The 25,743-nt window shown below is 30.1% G+C and carries 23 protein-coding genes and 1 other annotated feature; of the genes, 7 read left to right on the top strand and 16 right to left on the bottom strand.

Annotation, left to right across the window (positions count from 1 at the left end):
- Nucleotides 1-77: 77 nt before the first annotated feature.
- The gene (locus DY168_RS01640; RefSeq protein WP_115640186.1) at nucleotides 78-1,649 is read right to left on the bottom strand and encodes an AbgT family transporter; all 1,572 of its coding nucleotides are present in this window, start codon (nucleotides 1,647-1,649) and stop codon (nucleotides 78-80) included.
- Between the two features lie 380 nt (nucleotides 1,650-2,029).
- On the opposite strand from DY168_RS01640, the gene cls reads away from it, so the two are divergent.
- Nucleotides 2,030-3,460, top strand: coding sequence for a cardiolipin synthase (gene cls, locus DY168_RS01635; protein WP_115640185.1), 1,431 nt, complete (start codon nucleotides 2,030-2,032; stop codon nucleotides 3,458-3,460).
- On the opposite strand, the gene DY168_RS01630 is transcribed toward cls, so the two are convergent.
- Nucleotides 3,457-3,918, bottom strand: coding sequence for a VanZ family protein (locus DY168_RS01630; RefSeq protein WP_115640184.1), 462 nt, complete (start codon nucleotides 3,916-3,918; stop codon nucleotides 3,457-3,459). The genes cls and DY168_RS01630 overlap by 4 nt on opposite strands.
- 259 nt (nucleotides 3,919-4,177) lie before the next feature.
- Between DY168_RS01630 and DY168_RS01625 the strand changes: the two genes are divergently transcribed.
- Nucleotides 4,178-4,795 carry a uracil-DNA glycosylase gene (locus DY168_RS01625; RefSeq protein ID WP_423237221.1) on the top strand — a complete coding sequence of 206 codons (618 nt, stop codon included), beginning with the start codon at nucleotides 4,178-4,180 and terminating at the stop codon, nucleotides 4,793-4,795.
- A gap of 206 nt (nucleotides 4,796-5,001) precedes the next feature.
- Here DY168_RS01625 and DY168_RS01620 read toward each other — a convergent pair whose 3' ends face one another.
- The 4 genes from DY168_RS01620 to DY168_RS01605 form a co-directional block, all read right to left on the bottom strand.
- Nucleotides 5,002-6,624: a bifunctional metallophosphatase/5'-nucleotidase gene (locus tag DY168_RS01620; RefSeq protein WP_115640183.1), complete on the bottom strand. Its 1,623-nt coding sequence runs from the start codon at nucleotides 6,622-6,624 to the stop codon at nucleotides 5,002-5,004.
- A 316-nt stretch (nucleotides 6,625-6,940) separates the two neighbouring features.
- Nucleotides 6,941-7,594, bottom strand: a complete 654-nt coding sequence (locus DY168_RS01615; protein ID WP_115640182.1) for a DUF1292 domain-containing protein — start codon at nucleotides 7,592-7,594, stop codon at nucleotides 6,941-6,943.
- Between the two features lie 14 nt (nucleotides 7,595-7,608).
- Nucleotides 7,609-8,259 (bottom strand): PspA/IM30 family protein, encoded by a 651-nt coding sequence (locus DY168_RS01610; RefSeq protein ID WP_115640181.1) that lies wholly within the window; start codon nucleotides 8,257-8,259, stop codon nucleotides 7,609-7,611.
- Between the two features lie 25 nt (nucleotides 8,260-8,284).
- A complete protein-coding gene (locus tag DY168_RS01605; RefSeq protein WP_147291406.1) occupies nucleotides 8,285-9,073 on the bottom strand; it encodes a hypothetical protein in 789 nt (262 codons plus the stop codon).
- A 965-nt stretch (nucleotides 9,074-10,038) separates the two neighbouring features.
- Between DY168_RS01605 and DY168_RS01600 the strand changes: the two genes are divergently transcribed.
- The 3 genes from DY168_RS01600 to DY168_RS01590 are packed head-to-tail and all read left to right on the top strand — an operon-like array spanning nucleotide 10,039 to nucleotide 12,241.
- On the top strand, nucleotides 10,039-10,860 hold the full coding sequence (locus tag DY168_RS01600; protein WP_115640179.1) for a transporter substrate-binding domain-containing protein: 822 nt from the start codon (nucleotides 10,039-10,041) through the stop codon (nucleotides 10,858-10,860).
- Nucleotides 10,861-10,875: 15 nt separating this feature from the next.
- Nucleotides 10,876-11,532, top strand: coding sequence for an amino acid ABC transporter permease (locus DY168_RS01595; RefSeq protein ID WP_115640178.1), 657 nt, complete (start codon nucleotides 10,876-10,878; stop codon nucleotides 11,530-11,532).
- A complete protein-coding gene (locus DY168_RS01590; RefSeq protein WP_115640177.1) occupies nucleotides 11,519-12,241 on the top strand; it encodes an amino acid ABC transporter ATP-binding protein in 723 nt (240 codons plus the stop codon). The genes DY168_RS01595 and DY168_RS01590 overlap by 14 nt, the downstream gene beginning before the upstream one ends.
- 77 nt (nucleotides 12,242-12,318) lie before the next feature.
- Here the strand turns inward: DY168_RS01590 and tyrS are convergent, their stop codons facing one another.
- On the bottom strand, nucleotides 12,319-13,518 hold the full coding sequence (gene tyrS, locus DY168_RS01585) for a tyrosine--tRNA ligase (protein WP_115640176.1): 1,200 nt from the start codon (nucleotides 13,516-13,518) through the stop codon (nucleotides 12,319-12,321).
- Nucleotides 13,519-13,679: 161 nt separating this feature from the next.
- Nucleotides 13,680-13,937 (bottom strand) — a binding site (T-box leader).
- Nucleotides 13,938-14,084: 147 nt separating this feature from the next.
- On the bottom strand, nucleotides 14,085-14,276 hold the full coding sequence (locus DY168_RS01580) for a PHP-associated domain-containing protein (RefSeq protein WP_278286365.1): 192 nt from the start codon (nucleotides 14,274-14,276) through the stop codon (nucleotides 14,085-14,087).
- 511 nt (nucleotides 14,277-14,787) lie between these two features.
- Here DY168_RS01580 and DY168_RS01565 point away from each other — a divergent pair.
- Nucleotides 14,788-15,825, top strand: a complete 1,038-nt coding sequence (locus DY168_RS01565; protein ID WP_115640174.1) for an oxidoreductase — start codon at nucleotides 14,788-14,790, stop codon at nucleotides 15,823-15,825.
- Nucleotides 15,826-15,935: 110 nt separating this feature from the next.
- Here the strand turns inward: DY168_RS01565 and DY168_RS01560 are convergent, their stop codons facing one another.
- From DY168_RS01560 to DY168_RS01550, 3 genes are all read right to left on the bottom strand, one after another.
- Complete coding sequence (locus DY168_RS01560) at nucleotides 15,936-17,108, bottom strand: L,D-transpeptidase (protein ID WP_115640173.1); 1,173 nt, start codon at nucleotides 17,106-17,108, stop codon at nucleotides 15,936-15,938.
- Nucleotides 17,109-17,298: 190 nt separating this feature from the next.
- On the bottom strand, nucleotides 17,299-17,736 hold the full coding sequence (dut, locus tag DY168_RS01555) for a dUTP diphosphatase (protein ID WP_115640172.1): 438 nt from the start codon (nucleotides 17,734-17,736) through the stop codon (nucleotides 17,299-17,301).
- A gap of 143 nt (nucleotides 17,737-17,879) precedes the next feature.
- Nucleotides 17,880-18,278, bottom strand: a complete 399-nt coding sequence (locus DY168_RS01550) for a hypothetical protein (protein ID WP_115640171.1) — start codon at nucleotides 18,276-18,278, stop codon at nucleotides 17,880-17,882.
- A gap of 455 nt (nucleotides 18,279-18,733) precedes the next feature.
- Here DY168_RS01550 and recQ point away from each other — a divergent pair, with 455 nt between their 5' ends.
- On the top strand, nucleotides 18,734-20,872 hold the full coding sequence (recQ, locus tag DY168_RS01545) for a DNA helicase RecQ (protein ID WP_115640170.1): 2,139 nt from the start codon (nucleotides 18,734-18,736) through the stop codon (nucleotides 20,870-20,872).
- 150 nt (nucleotides 20,873-21,022) lie between these two features.
- Here the strand turns inward: recQ and DY168_RS14570 are convergent, their stop codons facing one another.
- The 5 genes from DY168_RS14570 to DY168_RS01525 all read right to left on the bottom strand — a co-directional run bounded on the left by DY168_RS14570 (nucleotide 21,023) and on the right by DY168_RS01525 (nucleotide 25,710).
- Nucleotides 21,023-21,166 carry a hypothetical protein gene (locus DY168_RS14570; protein ID WP_172556231.1) on the bottom strand — a complete coding sequence of 48 codons (144 nt, stop codon included), beginning with the start codon at nucleotides 21,164-21,166 and terminating at the stop codon, nucleotides 21,023-21,025.
- Nucleotides 21,167-21,235: 69 nt separating this feature from the next.
- Nucleotides 21,236-22,525: a helix-turn-helix transcriptional regulator gene (locus DY168_RS01540; RefSeq protein WP_172556230.1), complete on the bottom strand. Its 1,290-nt coding sequence runs from the start codon at nucleotides 22,523-22,525 to the stop codon at nucleotides 21,236-21,238.
- 342 nt (nucleotides 22,526-22,867) lie between these two features.
- Entirely contained in the window at nucleotides 22,868-23,980 is a 1,113-nt protein-coding gene (locus DY168_RS01535) for a metal ABC transporter permease (RefSeq protein WP_115640168.1), read from the bottom strand.
- Entirely contained in the window at nucleotides 23,981-24,946 is a 966-nt protein-coding gene (locus DY168_RS01530; RefSeq protein ID WP_115640167.1) for a metal ABC transporter permease, read from the bottom strand.
- Nucleotides 24,947-24,957: 11 nt separating this feature from the next.
- Nucleotides 24,958-25,710, bottom strand: coding sequence for a metal ABC transporter ATP-binding protein (locus DY168_RS01525; protein ID WP_423237243.1), 753 nt, complete (start codon nucleotides 25,708-25,710; stop codon nucleotides 24,958-24,960).
- Nucleotides 25,711-25,743: the final 33 nt, after the last annotated feature.

Here is a 25,743-nt window from a genome sequence, read left to right as displayed (position 1 = left end):
ATATTTAACCTTACTATATATACCTTACTATATATACCTTACTATATATACCTTAAGATATTTAACGTATTATATTTTTAGAAAGGAAGCATATATCTTAATTCCGCTCCTGGTCCTAGTGGTAATCCAAGCAACGTCCATATCATAAGTAGTATGGACCAACCTATTAAAAATACAATAGAATAAGGTAACATGGTAGAGATCAACGTTCCCATTCCCATATCATCTTCATATTTTTGAGCAAAAGCTACTATTACAGCAAAGTAAGACATAAGTGGAGATATTATATTTGTAGTTGAATCTCCTATTCTGTATGCTACTTGAGTAAGCTCTGGGCTGTAACCCATTCTCATAAACATTGGTATGAATACCGGTGCCATTATTGCCCACTTAGCTGAAGCTGATCCCATAAATAAGTTTATAAATGCAGCTACTAATATAAATGCAATCATTAAAGGTGCACCTTTAAGGCCTGTTGAGTCTAAGAAATTAGCCCCATTAACTGCAAGTATTATTCCAAGTTTTGAATAGGTAAAGTATGCAACAAACTGCGCTGCAACAAATACTAACACTATATATCCACCCATAGAGGACATAGCCTTTGACATTCCATTTATAACATCTTTACTGGATTTTACTGTTCCTGATCCTAGGCCATAAAATGCTCCTGGCACTAAGAAGAATAGTAGTATTATAGGTACTATACCATCCATAAAAGGAGTATGTCCTAATATCTTATGCGTTTCTGGATGTCTTAATATACCATTATATGGAGCTGTCAAAGCTACAATAATAGCTATAAATATTATTAAAGATATTCCCGCATATTTTAATCCCTTTGATTCTAAACTAGTTAATTCACCAGTTTCTACAGTATGTTTTCCTTTGTATTCACCAAGTCTTGGTTCTACTATCTTATCTGTAACAAATGTTCCAAGAATAGTTATTAAAAATGTAGATACTATCATAAAGTACCAATTAGCAACTGGTGTTACTGAATAGCTTGCATCTACCATTTTAGCAGCTTCAGTACTTATTCCACCAAGAAGCGGATCTATAGTTCCTATAAGAAGATTTGCACTAAATCCTCCTGAAACTCCAGCAAAAGCTGCCGCAAGTCCAGCTAATGGATGTCTTCCAAAGCTTAAAAATATTATAGCGCCAAGTGGTACTAGCACTACATAGCCTGCATCAGATGCAACGTTTGACATAATTCCCGTGAAAACTACAACAGCAGTTATAAGCTGCTTTGGAGTACTTAATACGAGTTTTCTTATAAGGGCTGATATAAGCCCTGTACTTTCAGCTACCCCAACACCTAGCATAGCTACTAAAACTGTACCTAGTGGTGCGAAACCTGTAAAGTTAGTTACAGCATTAGTAAACATATATCTTATACCATCTGCTGATAATAAACTTATTGCATTTACTGTAAGATCTTTAGTCTCTTTAGTCTTTGGATCTATACCTGTATATGTAACTGAGACTCCAGCCTTAGCACATATAAATGAAATAAAAATAATTGCAATACATAAAATCAAAAATATACTTACAGGGTGTGGCATTTTATTACCAGCCTTTTCTACCCAATCAAGAAACTTTTGAAACTTTCCCCTCTTTTTTGCATCTTTAGTATTTACCTTATTCATTTTGCCCTCCTTATTGAAGCTAACCTTTTACTGCATTTCGTTATAAAGCCTTAAAGGTGCTAACTGTATTTAATACATATTTTATAAATAATTTTAGGATTTTGCAAGTATTATTTTTTTCTAATTCTAAATGCTATGTTTTTCTGAAATAAATTAGAAGTATAAGTTTTCGAAATATTGTGAGGTTTCTATCTATAACGAACATTTGATAAGCAATTAATACAAACTAATACTAACTAATACTAAAAGTATAAATTTAAGTGTTATAATTATAAGTCTTAATTTCGAAAGTTTTATATTTCGTCGACATCCTATGCTTATAATGGTAAAATATGCTCATAATATTACTAAGACAAATAAATTATTAAGGAGGTAGCCTTTTGAACTTTCAAACCATTGCAACGATTATACTTTTTATAAATATAATAATTTCTATAACTATAATATCTTTAGAAAGAAAGAAGCCCGAAAAGGCCATTGCTTGGTTACTTGTTCTTACATTGCTTCCTCCTATTGGTTTAGTTCTTTACATCTTTCTTGGTCGAAATTGGAAGCTACATAAATTAAATGAAACTATTACTGATGATATTAAGGAACTAATTTACCCAATAACCAAGGGCTACAAACATCAACAATACGTTCCTCTAATGGAACTTTTGGCTAATAACAGTGACTCACCTATATTTATTAATAATGATATAAAAATATTTACTGACGGTACTGAAAAATTTGCTACCCTTAAAGAAGAGCTATTAAAAGCTACTCATCATATACACCTTGAATATTACATTGTTAAAAGTGATGATATAGGTAATGAAATCAAAGATATCTTAATTAAAAAATCTAGAGAAGGTGTACTTGTTAGATTTATAATAGATAGGGTTGGTTCTATAAAAATTAAGAAAAGTTACATTAATGATTTGAAAAATGCAGGAATTGATGTAGTTCAGTATTCTTATTTTTTAGCTCCTATTTTAAGGAGTATAAACACTCAAATTAATTATAGAAACCATCGTAAGATTGTAGTAATAGATGGTAAGATTGGATTTATAGGTGGGGCTAATATTGGAGATGAATATCTTGGCAAAGGGAAACTTGGATATTGGAGAGACACCCACATAATGGTTAAGGGAGATTTTGTATTAGGTCTCCAGGCAGTTTTTCTTGATGATTTTATGACTATTCAAAGAGCAAATAATCAATATTCCTTTTATGACCTAGAATTTAAGAATTACTTCCCAACTCCAGAAAAACACGGTGACAAAGTTATGCAGCTTGTTAAAAGTGGACCTGACTCTACCTTTCCGTCTATAATGCAAGGTATTATAAAAATGATAAGCATGGCTACACATCATATTTATATAACTACACCATATTTTGTTCCTACTGAAAGTGTATTAGAAGCTTTAAGAATAGCTGCTCTTAGTGGCATAGATGTAAGAATTCTTTTCCCGGGTCAAGCTGACCACCTTGTAGTTTACTATGCTTCAAGAACTTATCTTTTAGACCTTTTAAAATGTGGTGCACATATATATCTTTATGATGAAAAGTCTTTTATACATGCTAAAGTAACCACTGTAGATGGCAGGATATCAACTTTAGGCACTGCTAATATGGATATAAGAAGCTATGAATTAAATTACGAAATCAATGCTATGATATATGACTCTAATGTCACAGAAGAACTAGAAATGATATTTTATGAAGACATTTCTAAAAGCAAGAAATTAACCTTAGAGGACTTTCAAAACACTAAAAGAATTTATAAAATTATAGAAGCTGTATCAAGGATGTTTTCAGCTATACTTTAATTAGTATTAGCTAAGTTCATCCTTTTTTTTATTTTAATAAAAATAATCACAATTAAAATACCAAATAACCCTCCAGTACTATCTATTAAAACATCTTTTAATGCCCCAGCTCTTCCTGGTACAAATAGTTGATGGAACTCATCTGTCATAGCGTAAGACACAGTAATTATATAAGATATAAAAAATAACTTTCCTTTTTTAAAGTAATATTTAACCACATTATAGGTTAAGATAAATAATATAAAATACTCTGTAAAATGTGCCATCTTCCTAACTATAAGTGTAGCAATATTTCCAAAGTAAGTATTTAAATCTAGCCCTAAAACATTAAACATATATATTACAATTTTACTCTTTTCACTAGAAACCTCTCCTATTTGAGATGAAAAGTAAAATATTAAAATCATCCAACCAATAAGTAGTGCAAAGTTAAGCTGTTTTTTACTAACCTTTTTCATTGTTTCTCCCATTCTTCTTAAATATTTTTATATCTTCATTAGATTATTGTATAAAGATATGTATTTATGTTATTATCAAGTGGTTCTTAGACTCACGTGGAGTTTACTTATAAGGAATACATCTCTCCATCTTTGTCTTAGGAGAACTTATAAAGGGCCACAGTAGCCGCTCCCCACCTTTAAGAAGAGAGGGCGTTACGGATGGTAGCCATCTGATAAACATTTATTATAATATTATATCACAAAGGAGATAAAAGTTTTGAATAAAAACATAAGCATAGATGAAATAAAAAATAAGGTAAAGCATATATCCGAAAGCTATAAAGACGAGTCTATAGGTGGATACATGTGTGGAGGCGGACCAGTTTCTTCTGATATATTATTTGTAGGTGAGGCTCCTGGTAAAAATGAAATAATTGAAGGTAAACCTTTTGTTGGAATGGCGGGTAAAACTTTAGATGATTATCTAAACCTTGCAAACATTAAAAGAGAAGATATACGGATTACTAACACCTGTCTTTTTAGACCTATAAAGATAAAGCAAGGCAAAAACGGCAGAGAAACCATAAGCAATAGAACTCCAAAACCTTCTGAAGTAGAACTATTTAGAGAGGTTTTAGATGCAGAAATAGCCCTTGTAGATCCTAAAATAATAATAACTCTAGGTAATACTCCCCTTAAAAGACTTACTAAATTTAAGTCTATAGGTGAATGTCATGGAAAACTTTACTTTAACGAAAAACTTAAAATGTATATATATCCAATGTACCATCCTTCCTCTTTAACTTATAACAGAAAAGAAAGCTTTAAAACAGCTTATGAAGATGATTGGAAAAACTTAAAAGAAGTTCTAAAAAGGATCCTTACAGCTAAGTAATTTTACTATGGCTGCAAGGGCCTTTAATTTTATATTTCCCTCTATACTTTTATCTATATTTACTTACTTATTCATTTGCTTGCTTATTTATATATTGCTATATCTATTTATTTATCTATCTATTTATTTATCTATATATTTATCTATATATATATAGAGATATATATATTTCTCTATTTATTTGTTTATTTGTTTATTTATCTCTATTATAACTGATCATCAAAATAGTCCTTAGGATATATAACTTCCCAGTTACCATCAAATTCAGCTTTTATAACCTTTTTCTTAATTATATAGTCTGCTATAAGCTCAGACATATCTATATTTATTTCTCTTATAACAGGCTTATCTTTAAACATATCATAGTCTCCGCCACCACCCGCTCTATAATTATTCATAACTACATCTAACTCTTTGTTCATGTCTAACTTAGCATTTTTATAGTTTAATAGCACTACCCTTTTCCCTAATGGTTTTGATAAATCTAATTTATAGTCTATCCCTTCCCACATATCATAATTATAAGGTTGTATCTTCATATTTTTATATCTAATATCAATATTATTATCTTTACTATAAGTATTATCTTTGACGCCTTTTTGAAAATATGCAGCGCTTCTTTCTAGCGCCTCTTTTATATCCTTCCCCTTTACTCTTATAACCTTTAATGTGTTAGGATAAATATAATTAGACACCACATTTCGCATTGTTATCCCACCCTTAAATCCCTTAGCCTTATTGTCAAAAAGCGAAGTTGCTGAAATGTCCACCTTTGCATATTTCATTTGAACCTTATTTATAAATTCAACAAAAGCATTGTCTTTTAACCGAGTTTTCAAATGGCTATTTATGAACATATCCCCTTCTACTATTCCAATTGGAGTATCTAGCCACCTTTGAGTCGCCTTTTCATAATCTTCAACTTGATTTAATATATTCTGATCTTCCTTAACATGCTCTGTATCTAAAAGTATTGAGTCCTTATCTACAACCTTCCAGCTTCCTGAAGAATTTTCTAAGGTTACTTCTACCTTTACTAAAGCCTTGCCTTGATACCCTGGCGACACAGTAAGCACACCATTTATAATCTTTTTATTTATAAATACATGTTGGTGCCCTGTTAATAACACATCTATTTCAGGTATGTTTTCGCATATCTCATAGGCTTGATTTTCTCCAGTTTCGCTAGTTGATTCATCCGTTTTAATATTTCTTTCATAACCACCATGGTAACTAACTACTAACAGATCTACCTTCTCTACATTTTTTAAATAGCTTACAAATGTCTTTAATGGAAATATAACATCTAAAAAATCTATTCCTTCTATATTATTGCTGTCTTCCCAGTTAGGAATATATTTAGTTGTTGATCCAATTATACCAACCTTTATACCATTTTCTAATTCTTTTATTATGTATGGTCTTCCAAGATAAGGCCTCCTAGTATCCTTGTCTATAATGTTAGAGCTAATCCATCGGAAATTAGAATCCCGTGCAGCATTATTTAAAAAGTTTTTCCCATAATTAAATTCATGATTACCTACAACTGCGGCATCATATTTCATTATGTTCATCACCTTGATTAAAGGATTAATTCCCTTACTGTCTATATTTGCATAATGATATATTAGTGGTGTGCCTTGAAGCATATCGCCATTATCTATAAGTATTAAGTCTTCCTTTTTATCTCTCTCCTCTTTAACTAATGTAGCGATTTTTGAAAGTCCAACCTCTTTTCTAGTATTATCTGAATAATCAATTGGAAATATTGTCCCATGCACATCACTAGTTTCTAAAATAACTACCTTATAACTTTTACATTTATTCATAATATCACCCTTATAACTTTTATTTATGATTTAATAATTCATTATAATAAATTCTAACCTAATAACCGTGAACTATTACCTTTTTAAAGTTATTTATTATAATAGTTTATAATTGCTATTTAACTATTATCTAACATCATTTACAACATTATACCAATAAGTCCTCATTATCTAAATGTAAATATTGCGAGTCTTTATATTTTAATACGAAAAATTTAAAAAGGGCCCTGAAAATTAAATTCTTCAGAACCCTTCTTTTATTAAGTTTAATATATATTTTGATTGTTTATATCTTTTGTAGCTCTACCCTTTTTTATTACACTCCAAATGTTTCAACTATAAAATCAAATTCCTCTGCATCAGAGATTTCACCATAGTCATCCTCGCTTATTCCAGGATAATAGTACAGCACAAATTTGTCTTCTTTATCTATAACATTTTCAATAATTATATATTGTCTTTGAAGTGCAGAGTCCTGAAGTGTTGCAAGAACCTTATAACTTGAAGGACGTCCAGTACTATTGTTAGTTAAATTTAATATAAAGTTATCATGCACTGTCATATTAATCTTTTCATGATCACATTTTTTTATAAAGGAATCCTCCCTACAACCTCTGCAACTATTAAAATCACAGTCTTTAGGACAATTCAAACAGGCACACTTTGAACAATTTTTTAATTGATTAAATTGTAGTATATTATCATTTTTATAAGAGGATATTAAGAAAATAGAATTATTCTCTTTAAACCTTCCAAAAAAAGATGATGCGTTTTTCTTGCATTCTGCATCTGAGTTCTCTAAAAGTGTTATATACCTTTTTAATACATCTACTTTCCCATAATACTTTCTTACTTTAAGTGTATTTTCATTAAGAAAAGGTGCTACGTTATCAATACCATAGCTTATATCAACATAAACCTTTCCCCAAACATCTTTTTCTAACTTTAAAAACTCTAAATCTTTACTCATATTATCACCTATTATTAATTCTTATACTTTGCAAGTTCAGCATCTAAGTCAGTTGTGCCTCCAAGGGCTTCGAACTCATTTTCTAAGCTATCTACCTGTTTTAAATCTCCTAGGCCTTCAGCAAGTGCTTCTTTCTTTTGAATCTTTCTTTCGATATCATCAATTTTAATTGAGTTTGTCTTAGTTTGAACATTTGCAAGTATTTCATTAACTTGTTTTGATGCCTCAGCATTATTTATTCTAGCTGCTGCCTCATCTCTATAACTTCTAGTTTTTTGAATTTCATCTTCTAACTCTTTTAAATTCTTTTTTAAGAATTCAGCTTTACCACTAGCTTCTTTATAGCTACTTTGAAGAGATAAATGTTTCTTATCTGCATCTAATTTTCTTTCAAGTGCTCTTTTAGCTAAATCATCATTTCCCTTAGAAACAGCAAGCTTTACTTTTTCTTCCCAATCTTTTGACTCATTTTGAGACACTACCATTTTCTTTTCTGTTTCACGTACATTTCCTAAAACCTGAGCAGAACTTAATTTAGCCTTATTTAGATTTTCTTCCATATCCCTTATCTTTTGATCTAAAAGTTCTATTGGATTTTCTGCCTCATCTAATGCGTTATTCACCTTTGCCTTAAACATATTTGATATTCTTGAAAATACTCCCATTTGTATTACCTCCATATTTTTTTAATTATTTTTTCCTTTTACCACGTTTTTTGATAACATTTATGATTATAACTATCAATATAATATATACTAATAATTTAAACATACCCCCTACGAAAGATGTTGATGAACCATATCCTACGCCCCTAGCCCGTCGTCCAAAAAAAGGAATAGGTATTGGTATAAAGCTCTTTTTTGATTTTTCGTATTTACCACTTTCTGAGCTACTCTTTTTGTCTTTATCTGACTTTATATTATCAGTTTCTTTAGTGTTTGAGAATCCTCCTGATTTAAATCCACCAGGAGCTGACTTTGAAGGATTTGGCTTTGATGTATTATCTTTTGAATCCTTTTCACTCTTAACATCAGTGACACCTTCTTTTGTATTAGAAAATCCTCCAGATTTAATCCCACTAGAAGGTGCTTTTGATGGCGACTTAGGTTTTTCTGGAGTTTTAGTACTCTTACCACCACTCTTTTTTGTATTAGAAAATCCTCCAGATTTAATCCCACTAGAAGGTGCCTTTGATGGTGACTTAGGTGAGCTTGACTTTTTACTTCCACCACCACTAGATTTCCGACTAGAAAAACCACCAGATTTAAATCCACCAGATGATGATTTTGCTGCAAGAAGTTTCATATCACTCTTCGTATCACTAATATCAAAATACATAAATTCATGATCTAATACTTCATCTACAACTTTATCGCTTGTTATCTCAGCTGCAAAGGCAACATTATCATTTGAGTGTTTATATCCAATTGACTCCATGCTATCAAATACCAAACTACTAGTTAAAAAAACAAATACCATAACAATTCCAAATAAAATACGGTTTTTTGTGAACTTATTTATTACAATCACCCCACTTATTGTTTTATAGTTTTATAGTTTTATTTAAAATTCTTAATTGAAAACCTTTGTATTTTAAAAATGTTCAACTAAAAACAATTAAACCCTTATCAAGTGATTCTTAGACTCAGATGTAGTTTGCTTATAAGTAATACATCTCTCCATCTAACTATTATAAGAACTTATCCAGGGGCGTAGCAACCGTAAGTCCCCACATTGAAGAGGATAGGAGTGTTACAGATGTTACCCATAGAATAAATTAACACTACATATTACAATCTAATATATTCATATTATCACAATTTTGTCTTACTTTGTTCTATTTATTTCATATAAATAACAAGCTTATTATAATTACATTATAAGTTATATATTACTATATATCAAGTTTCATATTAACCCTTCCTATAAGTTAATACACTAATTTAACCTAATTATCACACTTTAAATTGCATAATCTCAGTTTCTCTTATGTTACCTTTACATTCCTATACGCTGCCTTATAATTTCTAACTTTAAGATGAAGATATACGTGTGTTTTCTATTAATATTTATACACTATTTATTAGAAAGTTTATATAACTTACGAACACATTATACATGGTTATACATTACCCCTTTTAATATCAGTATATAATATATAGCTTGTTATGGAGTGCTTCACATAGCGACAGGCTAATATTTAAGCGACATTCACTTCATACCTTATAATTAATATCATTCCCTTAAAATATATTTTTAAATTATACTTGCATATTTATAATCATTAGTTGTATAATTATGCACATACTAATTAGTTTTTAAAAAACAATCAACATTCATTTAATTTAAATGTGGACAATACTAAAAACATCTTAGTTATCCACAAGATAGCAAACAAACTTTATTAAATGTGTATATAAATTATTTTAGGGGGAGATTTTAAAATGAAAACAACAGTATTAAAAACAATATTATCTGTAGCAATTATCGGAGTTATGGTATTTTCCTTATCCGCTTGTGGAAAGAAAGATAATAATACAAATCAAAGTCACTTAGATAAGGTTAAGTCTTCTGGGACGCTTGTCCTTGGTACAAGTGCTGATTACCCACCTTATGAATTTCATAAAAATATAGATGGCAAGGATACTATTGTAGGTTTTGATATTGCTATAGCAGAAGAAATAGCAAAAGACCTTGGGGTAACTCTTGAGGTAAAGGATATGGATTTTGATGGTCTTTTAGCTGCTTTAAATACAGGTAATGTGGACATGGTTATGGCAGGTATGTCTCCTGATGATACAAGAAGAAAAAAAGCCGACTTTTCAAATATATATTACAATGCTCTGCAGGACATAATAATAAGAACTGAAGATAAGGACACGTTTAACTCCTTAGAGGACTTTAACGGTAAAAAGATAGGTGTTCAAAAGGGTTCTCTACAAGAAAAGATGGCAAATAATCAATTAAAAAGTAGTGAAATCAAAGGTCTTGGTAAGGTTACAGACTTAGTACTTGAACTTAAAAATAATAAGGTTGATGCAATAGTTGTTGAAAAGCCAGTAGCAAAAGCTTACATAAAAAGAAATTCTGATATGACTTTATCTGTTCCAAAACTTGAAGAAGAGGGAGAAGGCGGATCTGCTATAGCACTTAGTAAGGATTCAGGTGAATTTTTAGAATCTATTAATAAAACCTTAGACAGGCTCACTAAAGATAATATAATTGAAGATTTCGTAGTTAAATATAATCAACTAATAGAAGAATAGCAAGGGGGATTTAAATTGGATTTTAGCTTTTTAGGTGAATACTCAGGTTTTTTCTTTAAGGGTGCTAAGTTCACCCTTATCCTTGCCTTTTTCACAGTAATAATTGGATCATTAATAGGTCTTATACTTTCTCTTATGAAACTCTCAAATAAAAAGATATTAAGGTTTGTATCCTCTATTTATATAGAATTTATAAGAGGTACTCCGGTTCTTGTGCAACTTTATATTATATATTATGGTCTGCCAGCTATCGGAATAAAGCTTCCAGATTTAGTCGCTGCAACTATCACCATGTCTATTAATAGTGGTGCTTATGTAGCTGAAATAATTAGAGCTGGCATAAATGCCGTGGATAAAGGACAAACAGAAGCTGCAAGAAGTCTAGGTATGGGAAGTTCTATGACTATGGCAAATGTTATAATCCCCCAAGCCTTTAAGAATATCTTACCTGCTTTAGGTAATGAATTTATTGTAGTTGTAAAGGAATCATCAATAGTTTCCGTTATAGGCATTCATGAACTTATGTATAATGCAAATACTGTTAGGGGTACAACCTTCCAACCCTTTGAGCCTCTAATAGTTGCAGCTTTATTTTATTTCATAATTACATTTAGCCTTTCAAAATTACTTGGAATAGCTGAAAGGAGGATGAATAAAAGTGATACAAATTAAGGATTTAACTAAAGACTTTGGTGATAACAAAGTTTTAAAAGGTGTTAATGAAGAGATTAAAAAAGGCGAAGTAGTTGTGGTTATAGGTCCTTCTGGATCTGGAAAGAGTACTTTTTTAAGATGCCTTAACCTTTTAGAAATTCCCACCTCTGGACATATAGTCTTTGAAGGACAAGATGTTACAGACAAAAAGGTAGATATAAATAAGTTAAGAGAGAAAATGGGAATGGTATTCCAGCAGTTTAACCTATTCCCACATAAAACAATTTTAGATAACATAACTTTAGCTCCTATAAAGGTTAAAGGTAAATCAAAGGAAGAAGCTGAATCTATAGCATTTAAATTACTTGATAAAATAGGACTTAGAGAAAAGGCAAAAAGTTATCCTTCTCAGTTATCAGGTGGCCAAAAACAAAGAATAGCTATAGCTCGCTCTCTTGCAATGGAGCCTAATGTTATGCTTTTTGATGAACCAACTTCAGCACTTGACCCTGAAATGGTTGGAGAAGTTTTAGCTGTTATGAAAGATCTAGCAAAAGAAGGCATGACCATGGTTGTTGTTACCCATGAAATGGGCTTTGCAAAAGAAGTTGGAGACAGAGTTTTGTTTATGGATAATGGAAATATTGTAGAAGAAGGCAAGCCTTTAGATATATTTTCAAATCCTAAAAACCCTAGAACAAAAGATTTCCTAAGTAAGGTGCTTTAAATAAAGATAACCAGTAAATACATTAGCATATTTACTGGTTATCTTTTATTTTGAGTTATTATAATTTTAGCTTCATTTTATAGCTTAATCTTAGCAAACTTTTTCTTTCCTACTTGTATTATATCTTCATCCTTTAATTTTACATCATTAAAGTCGCTAACCTTTTCTCCATTTATCCTAACTCCACCTTGAGTTATAAGTCTTCTAGCTTCACTGTTAGATGATGCAAGCTTTGCATATACTATAACTTCTATAAAGTTCATAGTATCAGTTATTGTTACAGGTTCTAGATCTTCAGGCATTTGATTTTTCTGAAACACATGTACAAAATGATGTTCAGCTTTTAATGAATCCTCTTCACTATGATATAATCTTACTATTTCTTTAGCTAAACTCATTTTTATATCTCTTGGATTTACGCTGTCTGACTGAAGATTGGCCTTCATTTCATTTATCTTATCTGGATGTATATCAGTTCCAAGCTCAAAGTACTTTATTATAAGATCATCTGGTATTTCCATAGTCTTTGTGTACATAACCTCCGGACTATCATAAATCCCAATGTAGTTTCCAAGACTTTTACTCATCTTTTCCTTACCATCAAGGCCTTCTAATATAGGCATGAATAAAGCAATTTGGCATTCCTTGCCGTATTCTTTTTGCATAGTTCTACCCATTAATATGTTAAATCTTTGATCAGTTCCCCCAAGCTCTATGTCTGCATCTATTGCTATAGAATCGTAAGCTTGCATTAAAGGATAGAAAAACTCATGAATTCCTATGCTTATTTCATTTTTAAATCTATTTTTAAAGTCTTCTCTCTCAAGCATCCTAGCTACACTGTATTTTGCTGAAAGTTCTATGACATCTCTAAAATTAAGCTTTTCAAGCCATTCACTATTAAATCGTAGGTCTGTCTTTTCTTTATCTAATATTTTAAAGATTTGCTTTTCATAAGTTTTTGCATTTTCCATAACCTGCTCTTTTGTAAGTTGTTTTCTTGCTTTAGACTTACCCGTTGGGTCTCCTATCATTCCTGTAAAGTCACCTATAATTATTACTGCTCTATGACCTAAATCTTGAAGTTGCTTTATCTTTCTTAAAACTACTGCATGACCTATATGAATATCAGGAGCACTTGGATCAAGTCCTAGCTTTACTACAAGAGGTCTATTTTCTTTTTCTGCTTTTACAAGCTTCTCTTTTAATTCCTCTTCATTTATAATTTCTGCTGCACCCTTTTTAATAATCTTTAATTGTTCATCTACACTTATCATAATAATTCTCCTCTCTAATTTCACATGATGTGCTATAGTTGTTTTGGATACTTATACCCCTATAATAATCTTTACTGTTAATTGAGAATTCTCCCCTAAAATAAAGATTATTACATAATGTCTTTTAAATAAATAAAAAACCCCCGTCCCTATAGCTAAGCTATAAGGACGAGAGTATATAATCTCGCGGTACCACCTTAATTTATTTATATGTCACCATATAAACCTTTTCGAGTACAATATAATACTCTATCCCTATAACGTGGGAAGGATCCGTCAACAGCCTACTTACTTAAACAAATTAAGCTTTAAGTGTGATACTCCAAGACGTATTCAGTATATTTCCTTCTCTCCTTTACACCAAACAGGAGCTCTCTTTGGAAGATTAATATCTTACTCTTTCTTTTCATAGTATTTAAAATGAATTGTTTCATTAAATTCATCTCATGGTATCAGATATAAAATAAAATGTCAATATTATAAACAGAATTGTTTGCTTTACAAAATCTACATTTTGATAAATTATCCTTTATGCCATCCTTAAATTTTCATAAACATTTACTTAATTACGTTGTCTTTAAAGTATCATAAACATTGATAGTTTCAAATCCCTGCTCTTTTTTTCTAACTGGGCAAAAATTCCCTTGTTTAATTGCTTCTATAAAATCTTTTTCATCCCTTATGTTATGAGAAAACTTTGTAGCATAGGTGCCTATTTTATTTACCACGTGGGCATCACTAGCTCCAAAGCATCCTATATTTAATTATGTTGCTATGAAATGAAATAAATGTAGAATCATATTGGAAAAGTATAGTATCTACATCGTAGGATTATAAACCACTATTCAAAAAGTTCACTAAAGAAACTGGAACAAATATATATGTCTAGTATGTGGAATGATAATTAATAGAGATATAAATGCTACTAAAAATCTACTAAAACTATCAATGTAATAAAAGATATATTGTTAGAGAGGTCGTACTGCCCTTGATATCTTGGGTAAACTTGTTACAATAGTAGTATTGACCAAGAAGCTATCCACTTCTATAAGTGGTGGTAGTTCACATAAAGTTTTCTCTGGTTCATTCTATCTCTACACAGTTAAAACTAAAGATAATATTTTTGAGGTTAAATCAGATACCCTCACATCTTATAACCTAGGAGAAAAGGTTTATTTAAAAGTGCTAAAAACTGGAACCACCCTAGAGGTGTCCCCATAATATGGGTAAACCTCTGGGGTGCATCCGAAATAAGGGAGGTAATATGATATGAAACTTAATATGGCTATTTTAGGCTTTGGTAAAAGTGCTACTAGATATCACTTACCTTATATACTGCTTAGAAAAGATATAAATGTTAAATGGATCTACAATAGAAATAGGAAATTAGAACTTGAAAAAGACTTTAAGAATCACAATATAAGTTTTACTGATAATATATCTGATGTGTTAAATGATGATGAGGTTAAACTTGTAACTATTTGTACTCCACCTAGCACTCATTATGATCTTGCAAATCTTTGCCTTTTAAATAATAAAAGTGTCTTAGTGGAAAAGCCCTTTGCAACAACACTTAAAGAAACAAAGAAGTTATTAGACTTGGCTAAATCTAAAGGGCTTACTATAATGCCTTATCAAAACAGACGATTTGATTCTGATTTTTTGGCCTTAAAAAAAGTTATAGATGGTGGTAATTTAGGAGAGATTGTAGAACTAGAATCACATATTGATTATTATAGACCTGAAGATACTAGTAATAATCTAGACTATTACAATGGATCTGTTTTTGGTTTAGGTGTGCATATATTAGACCAAGTAGTTTCCTTATTTGGTAGACCTGAAAAGGTGTTTTATGATGTTAAATCCATAAGAAACCCCTCTAATGCTGATGACTATTATGAGATACAATTGTTTTATAATACTTTCAAGGTTAAGTTAAAAACTAGTCATTTAGTAAAGCTTCCTTATTATAGGTTCACTATTCATGGTAAAAGAGGAAGCTTTATAAAAAGGTCAATAGATAGGCAAGAAGAATTCCTAAAAAAAGGTATCCTGCCTGAAACGAAAGGCTTCGGATTGGATACACCAAATGATTATGGGCTTATGAATTATATTAGCACCACCGGGGAAGAAATAACTAAGTTTATTGAAACTCCTATTGGAGATTATGGAAGGGTTTATGATAACATTTATTCAGCTATAATGTACCATAAGCCAAAACTAGTTAATGATGATGAATTATTAACAGTTATAGAAATTTTAGAAAAAGCTTTTAAGGGTGATAACCCAAAGATTATAACCCTTTAATCTTTTATATATTTATATTTTTATATCTTTATATTTATATTTTTATATTTTTATATTTTTATAAAATAAAATATACATTAACCAAAGTACATCTCTAATTATATTACATTCTACTTAACAATAACCTTTGATCCAATAGGTACATTATCATATACCCATTTAGATTCATCAACTTTTAATCTTATGCAACCATGAGAGGCTGGTTTCCCTAAAGTAGTATCTACTATCTTTTTCTGTTCTTTATCAAAAGGTACAGAGTGAAAAAGATAGTTTCCCTTAAATCCTACCCAGTACTTACCTCCTTGATCGTACTTATCAGTATAAAACCAATCTCCCTTATTTTGTACAGTAAAGGTTCCTTTAGGTGTTTCCTTCCCATTTACGCCTGTAGAGCATAAAAATTCTTTTGTAAGAGACCATTTATTTTTACTACCCTTATATACGTAGGTCTTTTGATCTTTTATATTTACAATAATTAAATAATTAGTACCACTTGCTATATCAAAGGAATTTATATTTTGCTTTGCCGAAACTTCCTGTTTATTAAATACAGCTTGAACTTCTTCCTTCTGTTTTCGTGAAAGATACTTACCTTTTTCACCTTCATACTCTTTAACCTTATCTATAAGTTCTTTATCTTCTTTAAGTAAAGAGAGGTTATCTTCAATTAAAGATATAGCTTTAGAGTAATACTTATCCTTTGCAAGCTTATCTGCTTTATCTAAAGTATCTTCTTTTATTTTTGAGTAACAGTTTATCTTCATATCTAAAACTTCTAGATATTCAGGGTAAATTGGTGTTATTTCATTAAGCCCTTTCATTGCTGATACATAATCCTTATCATTGAATAGTTTATACGCCTTTTCAAATACATCTCTTGAACTAGAAATCATAGGCATAGAATCTTTTATTTCTGTAATTTTAGAATTAACTACATCATATCTTTCAATTTCCCTTAATGTATATAATATATATTCTCTTGAGATTTCACTAATTTCATTATTATTTTCATTTTCATTAATCTCTAATTGTTCTATACAATTTAAGAAATAAGTATTTAAATCCTTCTTAATCTTAATCTTTTTTATAATATTAAAGTTCCCTTTATTTAAAATAATTGAATTCGCTTTTATGTAATCCCCATTATCAAAGCATTCCTTAAATGTTGATAAATCCTTACTATAAAGTTTTAAGCAAAGAGCAGCATATGACAAAATAATTAAAGTTGAAATAATTATAATTAAATTTCTAATTAATCTTCTGTTATTAAAATATTTAAGCATCTGTTTTCTCCTTTCTTAACTTTGTATTAAGCCATTAATTCATCTTTTAATTATTGACACAATTGTAGGAATCTAATCACCTATATGTTTCAATAAAATGGGAGCACCCCTTCAGTTCTGACACTAAATGTCAGTACCTTAGAGGTGCTCCCAATATATTCCATTCAATATATTCCATCAAGTTATAATTTTATAAAAGTCCACTAGATCCAAATCCACCTTGTCCTCTTTCACTGTCTGTAGTTAATTCGTCTATCTCTTCCACATTCACTAATACCGTAGGCTTTATTACCATTTGGGCTATTTTCATAGCCTTTTCTACCTTAAATACTTCTTTGCCATGATTAATTAAGATTATGCATATTTCCCCTCTATATCCTTCATCAATAGTTCCTGGGGTATTTAGTACTGTTATCCCATTCTTTAAAGCAAGTCCACTTCTTGGTCTTATCTGCGCTTCTGTATTTTTAGGAAGTTCTATTATTATCCCAGTATGTATTAACTTAGACTCACTAGGTTTTATCTCCATCTCTTCTACAGAAAATAAGTCTAATCCTGCATCACCTTTATGAGCTGATACCGGAAGTCTTGCTTCTTTGTGTATTAATTTAACCTTTAAATTGTACATATATAAATCCCTCTTTCAATTTTAACATTCCTATGGGCAGTTTCCCCATCCGCTTAGGTTTAGAGTAGTTAACGCATGTTATCCTATTACTTTCAAGTATTTTAGTTAAATCTTTTTAACTAAATTTCTTCACTTACATATTTTTAATTAACCTTTTTCAACTTGATTTCTTCACTTTTATCTTCCCAGTTTATTGTAAGAGTTAAATTATCTTCATCAATATTTTCTTGAAAATATTGTTCTAATCTTTTTGTATTTTTAAATATCACACTAAAAGCCTTTAAACTTTCAGAGTAATCTGAGCTTCCACTAAAATCATATCCAGATAAGCTTTCTGAGTTAAACCTTATACTTTTAGGGATGGTGTTATTATCTTTATATTGTATTAATAACTTATTATCCATCTCTTTATCAAGCTCTAAACTTCCTATAAAATTTTCACTTTTTCCCTCATACCTAATTTTATTTCCATTTGCAGCAACACATCCTGATAGAACAAATATACTTATAAATATAAAAATAATGCCTACTGTTCTTTTCAAAATAACACCTCCTTAAAAATTTTCTTATAATTATAGCATATCATATTTGGCAATTAAATTGTATAAAAAAAGCCATTAAAAATTAAATTTTCATAAAAAAGTTTCAAATGAATGTTGCTACAAATAAATAAGGCTTTTTTAAAATACTAACTATGTTAAAATGTATATATTGATGCATTGATATATTAAATATAATAGCTTATGACCTAAAGCCTTTCTTTAAAATAAATTTAAACACATCAACAAATTTTACTTAATTTTGTTGATTACTTTTATTAAAATCAGTCAATACTTAAAAGAGTTTCATTGTAATTATTAAATTACCTAAATAATATTTCTCTTAGTATAAGTTAGTACTTAATTGATTCATAAAGAATGTGGTTGTAAATAACTATAAGTTTCTATTAATATAAGTCAGTGATTAGGCTAAATATAAATTAAAATGAGGCGTGTAAATGTATAAAGATGAAACATTAAATTTATTAAAAACCTACTTTGGTTATGAAAACTTTAAAAAAGGCCAGGGCGAGGCCATAGATAGTATCATAAATGGAAAAGATAGCTTTGTTGTTATGCCTACGGGAGCTGGTAAGTCCTTATGTTATCAGATACCAGCCTTAGTCTTAGATGGAATAACCTTGGTTATATCCCCTTTGATTTCACTTATGAAGGACCAAGTTGATGGTCTTAATAGTTTAGGCATTGGAGCTACCTACATAAATAGTACCCTATCTAAATCCGAGGTAGAAGAAAGAGTTTTAGATATATCTAAAGATAAATATAAATTAGTCTATCTCGCACCAGAAGGCCTTGATAATATTAATTACCTTTTTAGAAATATAGACATAAAAATACCCTTAATTGCTGTAGATGAGGCTCACTGCGTATCAAAGTGGGGTCATGACTTTAGACCAAGCTATAGAAATGTTAATAGTTTTATAAGTACAATTAATCCAAGACCTACAATACTTGCATGCACAGCTACTGCAACAGACGTAGTTCAAAAAGATGTAATAAGTTTATTAGACTTACATGATCCTAATATGTTTTTTACAGGTTTTGATAGACCTAATTTAAACTTTAAAGTATTCAGAGGTGAGAACAAGGAAACCTTTATTTTAAACTATCTATCTAATAAAAAAGATGAAAGTGGAATAATCTACACATCTACAAGAAAAGAAACAGAGCAATTATATAATTTATTAAATAAAAATGGATATAAGACAGGTATGTATCATGCTGGTTTAGCTGAAAATATTAGAAGAGAAATGCAAGATAACTTTATGTATGAAAATTTAAACCTTATGGTAGCAACCAACGCCTTTGGTATGGGTATAGATAAATCTAATGTACGTTTTGTAATACATTATGCTATTCCAAAAAACTTAGAGGCCTATTACCAAGAAGCTGGTCGTGCTGGCCGTGACGGTGAGCCTAGTGAGTGTGTACTCTTATTTAACAACAAAGACATACAAACTCAAAAGTATTTTATAGACACCTCTCCTATGGACGAGAATAAAAAATTTCAAGATTATAATAACCTTAGGACAATGGTTGACTACTCTTACACGCAAAAGTGTCTTAGACAATTTATATTAGAATATTTTGGTGAAAAAGATATAGCTGATAGTTGCAATAATTGCAGCAGTTGTACTAATGAAATTGAATTAAAGGATATAACTACAGAAGCTCAAATGATTTTTTCTTGTGTTTATAGAGCTGGCGAACGTTATGGAGTTAATATTATTATGGATGTATTGAAAGGATCCCAAAATCAAAAGGTATTAAGATTTGGTTTAGATAAACTATCTACTTATGGCCTTATGAAAAAATATGACAGGAAGTTTTTAGATGAGGTTATAAATAAGTTAATAGCTGATGGCTACCTTCTAATGACTAGTGAGCAATATCCGCTATTGAAATTAACCTCTAAATCAAAACTAGCATTAAAAAATAAAGAAAGTATATCTATTCAAATAGTAAAATTAGAAAAGTCTGTAGAAAAGGATGATACACTATTTGATTTATTAAGAGCTTTAAGAAAATCCATATCAGTAGAGCTTAGTATTCCACCTTATGTAGTATTTGCCGACTTTACCTTAAAGGAGTTAAGTACAAAGCTCCCATTAAACGAAGCTGAATTTGGGGAAATTAAAGGTGTGGGTAAGAGCAAGCTTGAAAAGTATGGTGATAGGTTCTTGAATTTAATAAAAGAATATGTGGAAGAAAATGAAATAGTTAGAGATGATACAACTCTTTCATCGCAAATAACTTCTAACACTGTAATAATAAAAGACAAGGCTAAAAGTCATCACGAAAGTTACAACTTATATAAAGAAGGACTTAACTTAAATGATATAGCAACTACAAGAAACTTAAGCTCTGTGACTATTCAAAAACATATTATGGATTGCTTTTTGGAAGGCATGGACGTAGACCTTGATGATTTTATACCAAAAGATAGCGAAGGGTATATATTAGAAGCTATAAATAAAGTAGGTGCTGAAAAGTTAAAACCAATTAAGGATGAACTCTCCCCCGATATAGACTATATGGCTATAAAAGCAGTTATTTTAAAGCATAAAATGGCTTAAACCTGTACCTTAATGTACATGCTATCTTAGAAGAAATAAATTCAAAAGTTTACGAATAACATTAATTCTATACCTAACCGTACTCCTGTTATATCAAATCCAACAAAAGACCTGACAGTTAAGTATCAGGTCTTTTTTATTATGCTAAATTTAAATGTTTATGTTATATTCTATTGCTGCCATTTCAGGTTCTGGCTGCTCCCCAGCTCTAGTAACTGGTATAATAGAGCTAGTTGTAATTATAGCTCCTAGAATCATGGTCATAACAGATTTAATTAGTACATTTTTCTTCATAATACTACCTCCTATAACATATTATCTTATATTAATAAAGAAGCTTCTATTACCATGTTACAATTTATTTCAAATTAAGTCAATACTTTCATTGATCATATTCATATATTCACCAATAACTTCATAATTCTTCAAACTAATCTCAAGCTTTACAATCCCACTTAAAGCAGATATCTTTTCTTTTGTGTTATTATTAATCCCAGCATGATATAAAATATTGTTATATGTCTCTTTCAACTTACTATAATCCTTTTGTTCTTTATAAATATATTCTAGATATTTATAACCTTTGTTTAAATATTTATAATCATTATATTCATTACATAAGCTTAATCCATGATTAATTATATCTATAGCTTCACTGTACTCTTTTAAATATGTATATACCATAGATTTATCTATAATAGTATGGGATAAACAACCCCTATCGTATATGATTCTTAGTTCTTCAGATTTATTAAAATAAGTTTTACTTGATTCATAATCCTTATTTTTAAATAATGCTATACCTAAGTTATTATATATATTCCCTAGTATAATATTATCCTCTATATTTAAATTATCTTTTAAATCCTTATATATCTCTATGGCTTTATTATAATCATCTATTTCTTCATAACAAAGCGCTTCAATTATTCTTATCTTTATAAATATATTCTTTTCATCTTTAATATCTTTTCTTTCTTTAGCTTCTTTTATATATTGTAATGCTTTGTATACATTTTTCATATTAGAATACACTAAGCACATGTTATATAAGACTTTATTATAAATCTTATAGTCATTCGTACTATGGGATAGCTCAATAGACTTATTAAAATAATATATAGCTTCATTATATTGTAGTAGCCTTAGTTTACATATACCCATATTATTTAAGGTACGAATCTTATGTTCAGTTATATTATTTTGATCTATTATTTCTATAGCTTTATCGTAATTTATAAACGCTTCAACAGCCTTAGCTTCATTTAAAAGTTTATCTCCGATTTCTTTATATACCATAATCATTACATTTGATAATTCATATTCTTTACAAATGTTTAAAACTTCTAAATACTCTTCCTTAGTAGAACACTTTTCTAGGGACAACTTACAATACACTTCAGCATCTTCTCTAACTGTTCTTGAAAGATATTCTTTGTCAAAGGTTAAATCCATATCTATAGATTTAACCTTTGCATATTCTATTATATTTTCCATAAAACAAATAGCTGTGGCTTTACTAAATTTCCGTTTCCCTTTTTCTACCATGCTAATAAATTCTCTTGTAACTCCTTCAATAACTAAATCCTTTTGAGTTAGTTTTAACTTAGTTCTCAAGCTTTTAAGCTTTTGTCCTTGACTTGGAATGTCCAATGATATCATCCTTCCAACAATGAAATATAAATATATAGTTATATATATTTTACAATACTATTTGTGTAAAATATTATATTTAATACATTTAATTTGTGGTAATATATCCCTATGTCAAGGACCTTCATACTTGAATTATTTTATCATTGAAGGTCCTTATTATATTATTCGTATACATTTACTAATGTTATACCCCTTAAATTAATATTCTGCTCTTTAAAGTAACATTATAGATTTTGATACAGTATAATACAATTCACCCTATTATTAAAGCTGTGTAATGCGAAAATAGGACTATTTTTATAAATAATCCTATTTAAATATTATAAATATATTAAGTATTTAAGCAATCTCTTTATAACTCATTATAGCATAAGATCTTCCCTCATCTGTTAATTTAATTACGTCATCTTCTATAAATAGCTTATTTTGCTGTTTAAGACCCTTTATTATTGATTTTAAAAAGCCTTGTTCCCAGTGAAGATGTTCATGGATGCTGTTAACTCCACATTCACGTTTTTCATTTTCTTCACCTTCATGGTTATATAAATGAAATAACATGGACTTTTCTGCAAATTCTATTCTTTGAGACTTGCGTCTTCTTATAATAGTTAAAAGCCCTGTACCTGGTGCAAATATAAATACTAATAAAAATGTTATTCCAGTAAGGACTGCCATAGATCCTGCTATAGATACATCTAATCTTTGTGCAAATTGGTAGCCTAGTATAGCATTTATGGCGCCTATTAAAGCACTTAATATAATCATCCTTTTTAAATCATTGGTTAATAAATATGCTGTTACAGGGGGTCCTATCATAAATGCAATTACCAAGATAGATCCTACAGCTTCAAATGCTCCCACTGCTGTTATTGATACTATAGTCATTAAACTATAATGCAAAAGGGCTGGTGCAAATCCTAAAACTGCTGCTAGAGCTGGATCAAAGGTTACTACCTTAAGCTCTTTGAAAAATACTATTATGAATATTAAATTTATAATAAGAATAGCTCCCATGGAATACATACCCTTAGCTCCTATATCCATTCCACCTATTTTCATACGATTAAATGGCGCAAATGCAAGCTCTCCTAGTAATACTGAATCTGTATCTAAATGAACTGAACCTGCATATTTAGAAATCATTATTATTGCTATACTGAAAAGTAGTGGAAATACAATTCCTATAGCTGAATCCTCCGATACAAGTTTGGTACTATTAAGTATTTCAGTTAAAAATACAGTTATAACCCCTACAAGAGCCGCTCCCACTATTAAAAGTGGAGAGGTTAAGCTATGAGTTATGAAAAATGCTATTACAATCCCAAGTAATATAGTGTGAGTTATAGCATCTGACATCATAGACATCTTTCTTAATACTAAGAATACCCCCGGAAGGGAACATGCTACCGCCACCATTACTGCTATAATTTGAATTTCTAATTGTGGTGTCATTTACTTCCCCTCCTTCATAACATTTATTTTTATAGGACTTACAGGATTTTCACCTTTTTGTCTTTTATAAAAGTATTCTTTTATTTCTTTCTCATTTTTCTTGTTTCTAAAATACTTCCATATAAGCCCTCTATTAGGTGCAAAAGTTAAGCTTATAATTACAATTACACTTATAACTATTACTATAGTAGGTCCCGTTGGTAATTTAGGAACAACTGAACTTATTACAGTTCCAATAACTCCCGATATAGCGCCAAATATTGCTGATAATACTACCATTAAAGAAAGTTTATCTGTCCACTGCCTTGCAGCCACTGCTGGTGCTATTAACATGGCACTCATTAATATAACACCTACAGTTTGCAGTCCTACAATAATTGAAGTTACTATCATAGCCGAAAGTAAGATATTAATTCTTTTAATAGGGAATCCAAGACTTTCAGCAAACTCCTCATCAAAGGATATTATTTTAAATTCTTTCCAAAAGATTATCACTAAAGATATTAATATAATCCCCAAAATGGCCATTACTCTAACATCTCTTTTTAATAATGTAGATGCTTGCCCAAATATAAATTTATCAAGACCTGCTTGATTTGCATTTGGAATTTTTTGAATGTAAGTTAAAAGTACAATGCCCGCTCCAAAGAACACTGATAATACAAGAGCAAGTGCACTATCGAATTTAATTTTAGAGTATTTAACTATAGCTATAATTAAATATGTAGATATAAATCCAGCTATAAGTGCTCCTAAAAGTAGTACTTCAATCTTTTTACTTTGTGTAAATAAGAAGGCTAAAGCAATTCCAGGAAGGGCCGAGTGAGAAACTGCATCACCTAAAAGACTCTGCTTTTTTATAACGGCAAAGCTTCCAAGTACGCCACTTATTACCCCTAAAAGTGCTGCCCCTAGTGACACTGTTTGTAATGTATAATCTGTTAAAATAAGTTGTAATATATCCATAAGTTTCTCACCTACCTTTTTAAAATTTCACCCTTGCTCTTATATGTCTTATTTATATTTTCCTCTGTAAATACTTCTTCTACAGGTCCACTTGCTATAATTTGAGTACTTAATAAAGTTACCCAGTCAAAATACTCTTTAACTGTTTGAAGATCATGGTGAACAACTATTACAGTTTTCCCTCTATCCTTTAGTTCTTTTAAAAGGGATATTATAGCTTTTTCTGTCATGGCATCTACCCCTTGAAATGGCTCATCCATAAAGTATATATCCGCCTCTTGAACTAAAGCTCTTGCAAGAAATACTCTTTGTTTCTGTCCCCCTGATAGCTGACTTATTTGTCTATTTATAAAATCTTTCATACCAACTTTTTCTAATGCTTCTACTGCTTTTTCTTTATCTTTTTTGGTTGGTCGTTTAATCCATCCTAATGACCCATATCTACCCATAAGTACTACATCTAATACATCGGTTGGGAAGTCCCAATCTACACTGCCACTTTGAGGTACGTAACCTATATTCTTTCTTTCTTCTTTATATGACCTACCATTAAATGTAACCTTGCCTGAGATTGGTTTTATTAAATTTAACATAGCCTTAATCAAGGTGGACTTACCTGCTCCATTAGGCCCTACTATTGCCATTAAGATTCCCTTAGGTATTTTAAGATCAACGTCCCATAAAACTGGTACAACCTGATATGCTACTGTCATATCTTCTACTTCTATTATATAATTATTTGTATCCATTTCACCTTTTAACATTTGTGACCTTTTATTTTTCATTTCTAATTTTCC

The organism is Clostridium putrefaciens, from assembly GCF_900461105.1.
Classification (GTDB): Bacteria; Bacillota; Clostridia; order Clostridiales; family Clostridiaceae; genus Clostridium_L; species Clostridium_L putrefaciens.
The sequence above is the reverse complement of the archived record's forward strand: the minus strand, read 5'-3'. Positions and strand labels throughout refer to the sequence as shown.

What these genes read in the sequence shown, in the direction of transcription:
- DY168_RS01640 (WP_115640186.1), bottom strand. Translation starts at nt 1,649, where the DNA reads ATGAATAAGGTAAATACTAAAGATGCAAAAAAGAGGGGAAAGTTTCAA.
- DY168_RS01630 (WP_115640184.1), bottom strand. Translation starts at nt 3,918, where the DNA reads ATGAAAAAGGTTAGTAAAAAACAGCTTAACTTTGCACTACTTATTGGT.
- DY168_RS01620 (WP_115640183.1), bottom strand. Translation starts at nt 6,624, where the DNA reads ATGAATAAATGTAAAAGTTATAAGGTAGTTATTTTAGAAACTAGTGAT.
- DY168_RS01615 (WP_115640182.1), bottom strand. Translation starts at nt 7,594, where the DNA reads ATGAGTAAAGATTTAGAGTTTTTAAAGTTAGAAAAAGATGTTTGGGGA.
- DY168_RS01610 (WP_115640181.1), bottom strand. Translation starts at nt 8,259, where the DNA reads ATGGGAGTATTTTCAAGAATATCAAATATGTTTAAGGCAAAGGTGAAT.
- DY168_RS01605 (WP_147291406.1), bottom strand. Translation starts at nt 9,073, where the DNA reads ATGGTATTTGTTTTTTTAACTAGTAGTTTGGTATTTGATAGCATGGAG.
- DY168_RS01600 (WP_115640179.1), top strand. Translation starts at nt 10,039, where the DNA reads ATGAAAACAACAGTATTAAAAACAATATTATCTGTAGCAATTATCGGA.
- tyrS (WP_115640176.1), bottom strand. Translation starts at nt 13,518, where the DNA reads ATGATAAGTGTAGATGAACAATTAAAGATTATTAAAAAGGGTGCAGCA.
- DY168_RS01565 (WP_115640174.1), top strand. Translation starts at nt 14,788, where the DNA reads ATGAAACTTAATATGGCTATTTTAGGCTTTGGTAAAAGTGCTACTAGA.
- DY168_RS01560 (WP_115640173.1), bottom strand. Translation starts at nt 17,108, where the DNA reads ATGCTTAAATATTTTAATAACAGAAGATTAATTAGAAATTTAATTATA.
- dut (WP_115640172.1), bottom strand. Translation starts at nt 17,736, where the DNA reads ATGTACAATTTAAAGGTTAAATTAATACACAAAGAAGCAAGACTTCCG.
- recQ (WP_115640170.1), top strand. Translation starts at nt 18,734, where the DNA reads ATGTATAAAGATGAAACATTAAATTTATTAAAAACCTACTTTGGTTAT.
- DY168_RS14570 (WP_172556231.1), bottom strand. Translation starts at nt 21,166, where the DNA reads ATGAAGAAAAATGTACTAATTAAATCTGTTATGACCATGATTCTAGGA.
- DY168_RS01535 (WP_115640168.1), bottom strand. Translation starts at nt 23,980, where the DNA reads ATGACACCACAATTAGAAATTCAAATTATAGCAGTAATGGTGGCGGTA.
- DY168_RS01530 (WP_115640167.1), bottom strand. Translation starts at nt 24,946, where the DNA reads ATGGATATATTACAACTTATTTTAACAGATTATACATTACAAACAGTG.
- DY168_RS01525 (WP_423237243.1), bottom strand. Translation starts at nt 25,710, where the DNA reads ATGTTAAAAGGTGAAATGGATACAAATAATTATATAATAGAAGTAGAA.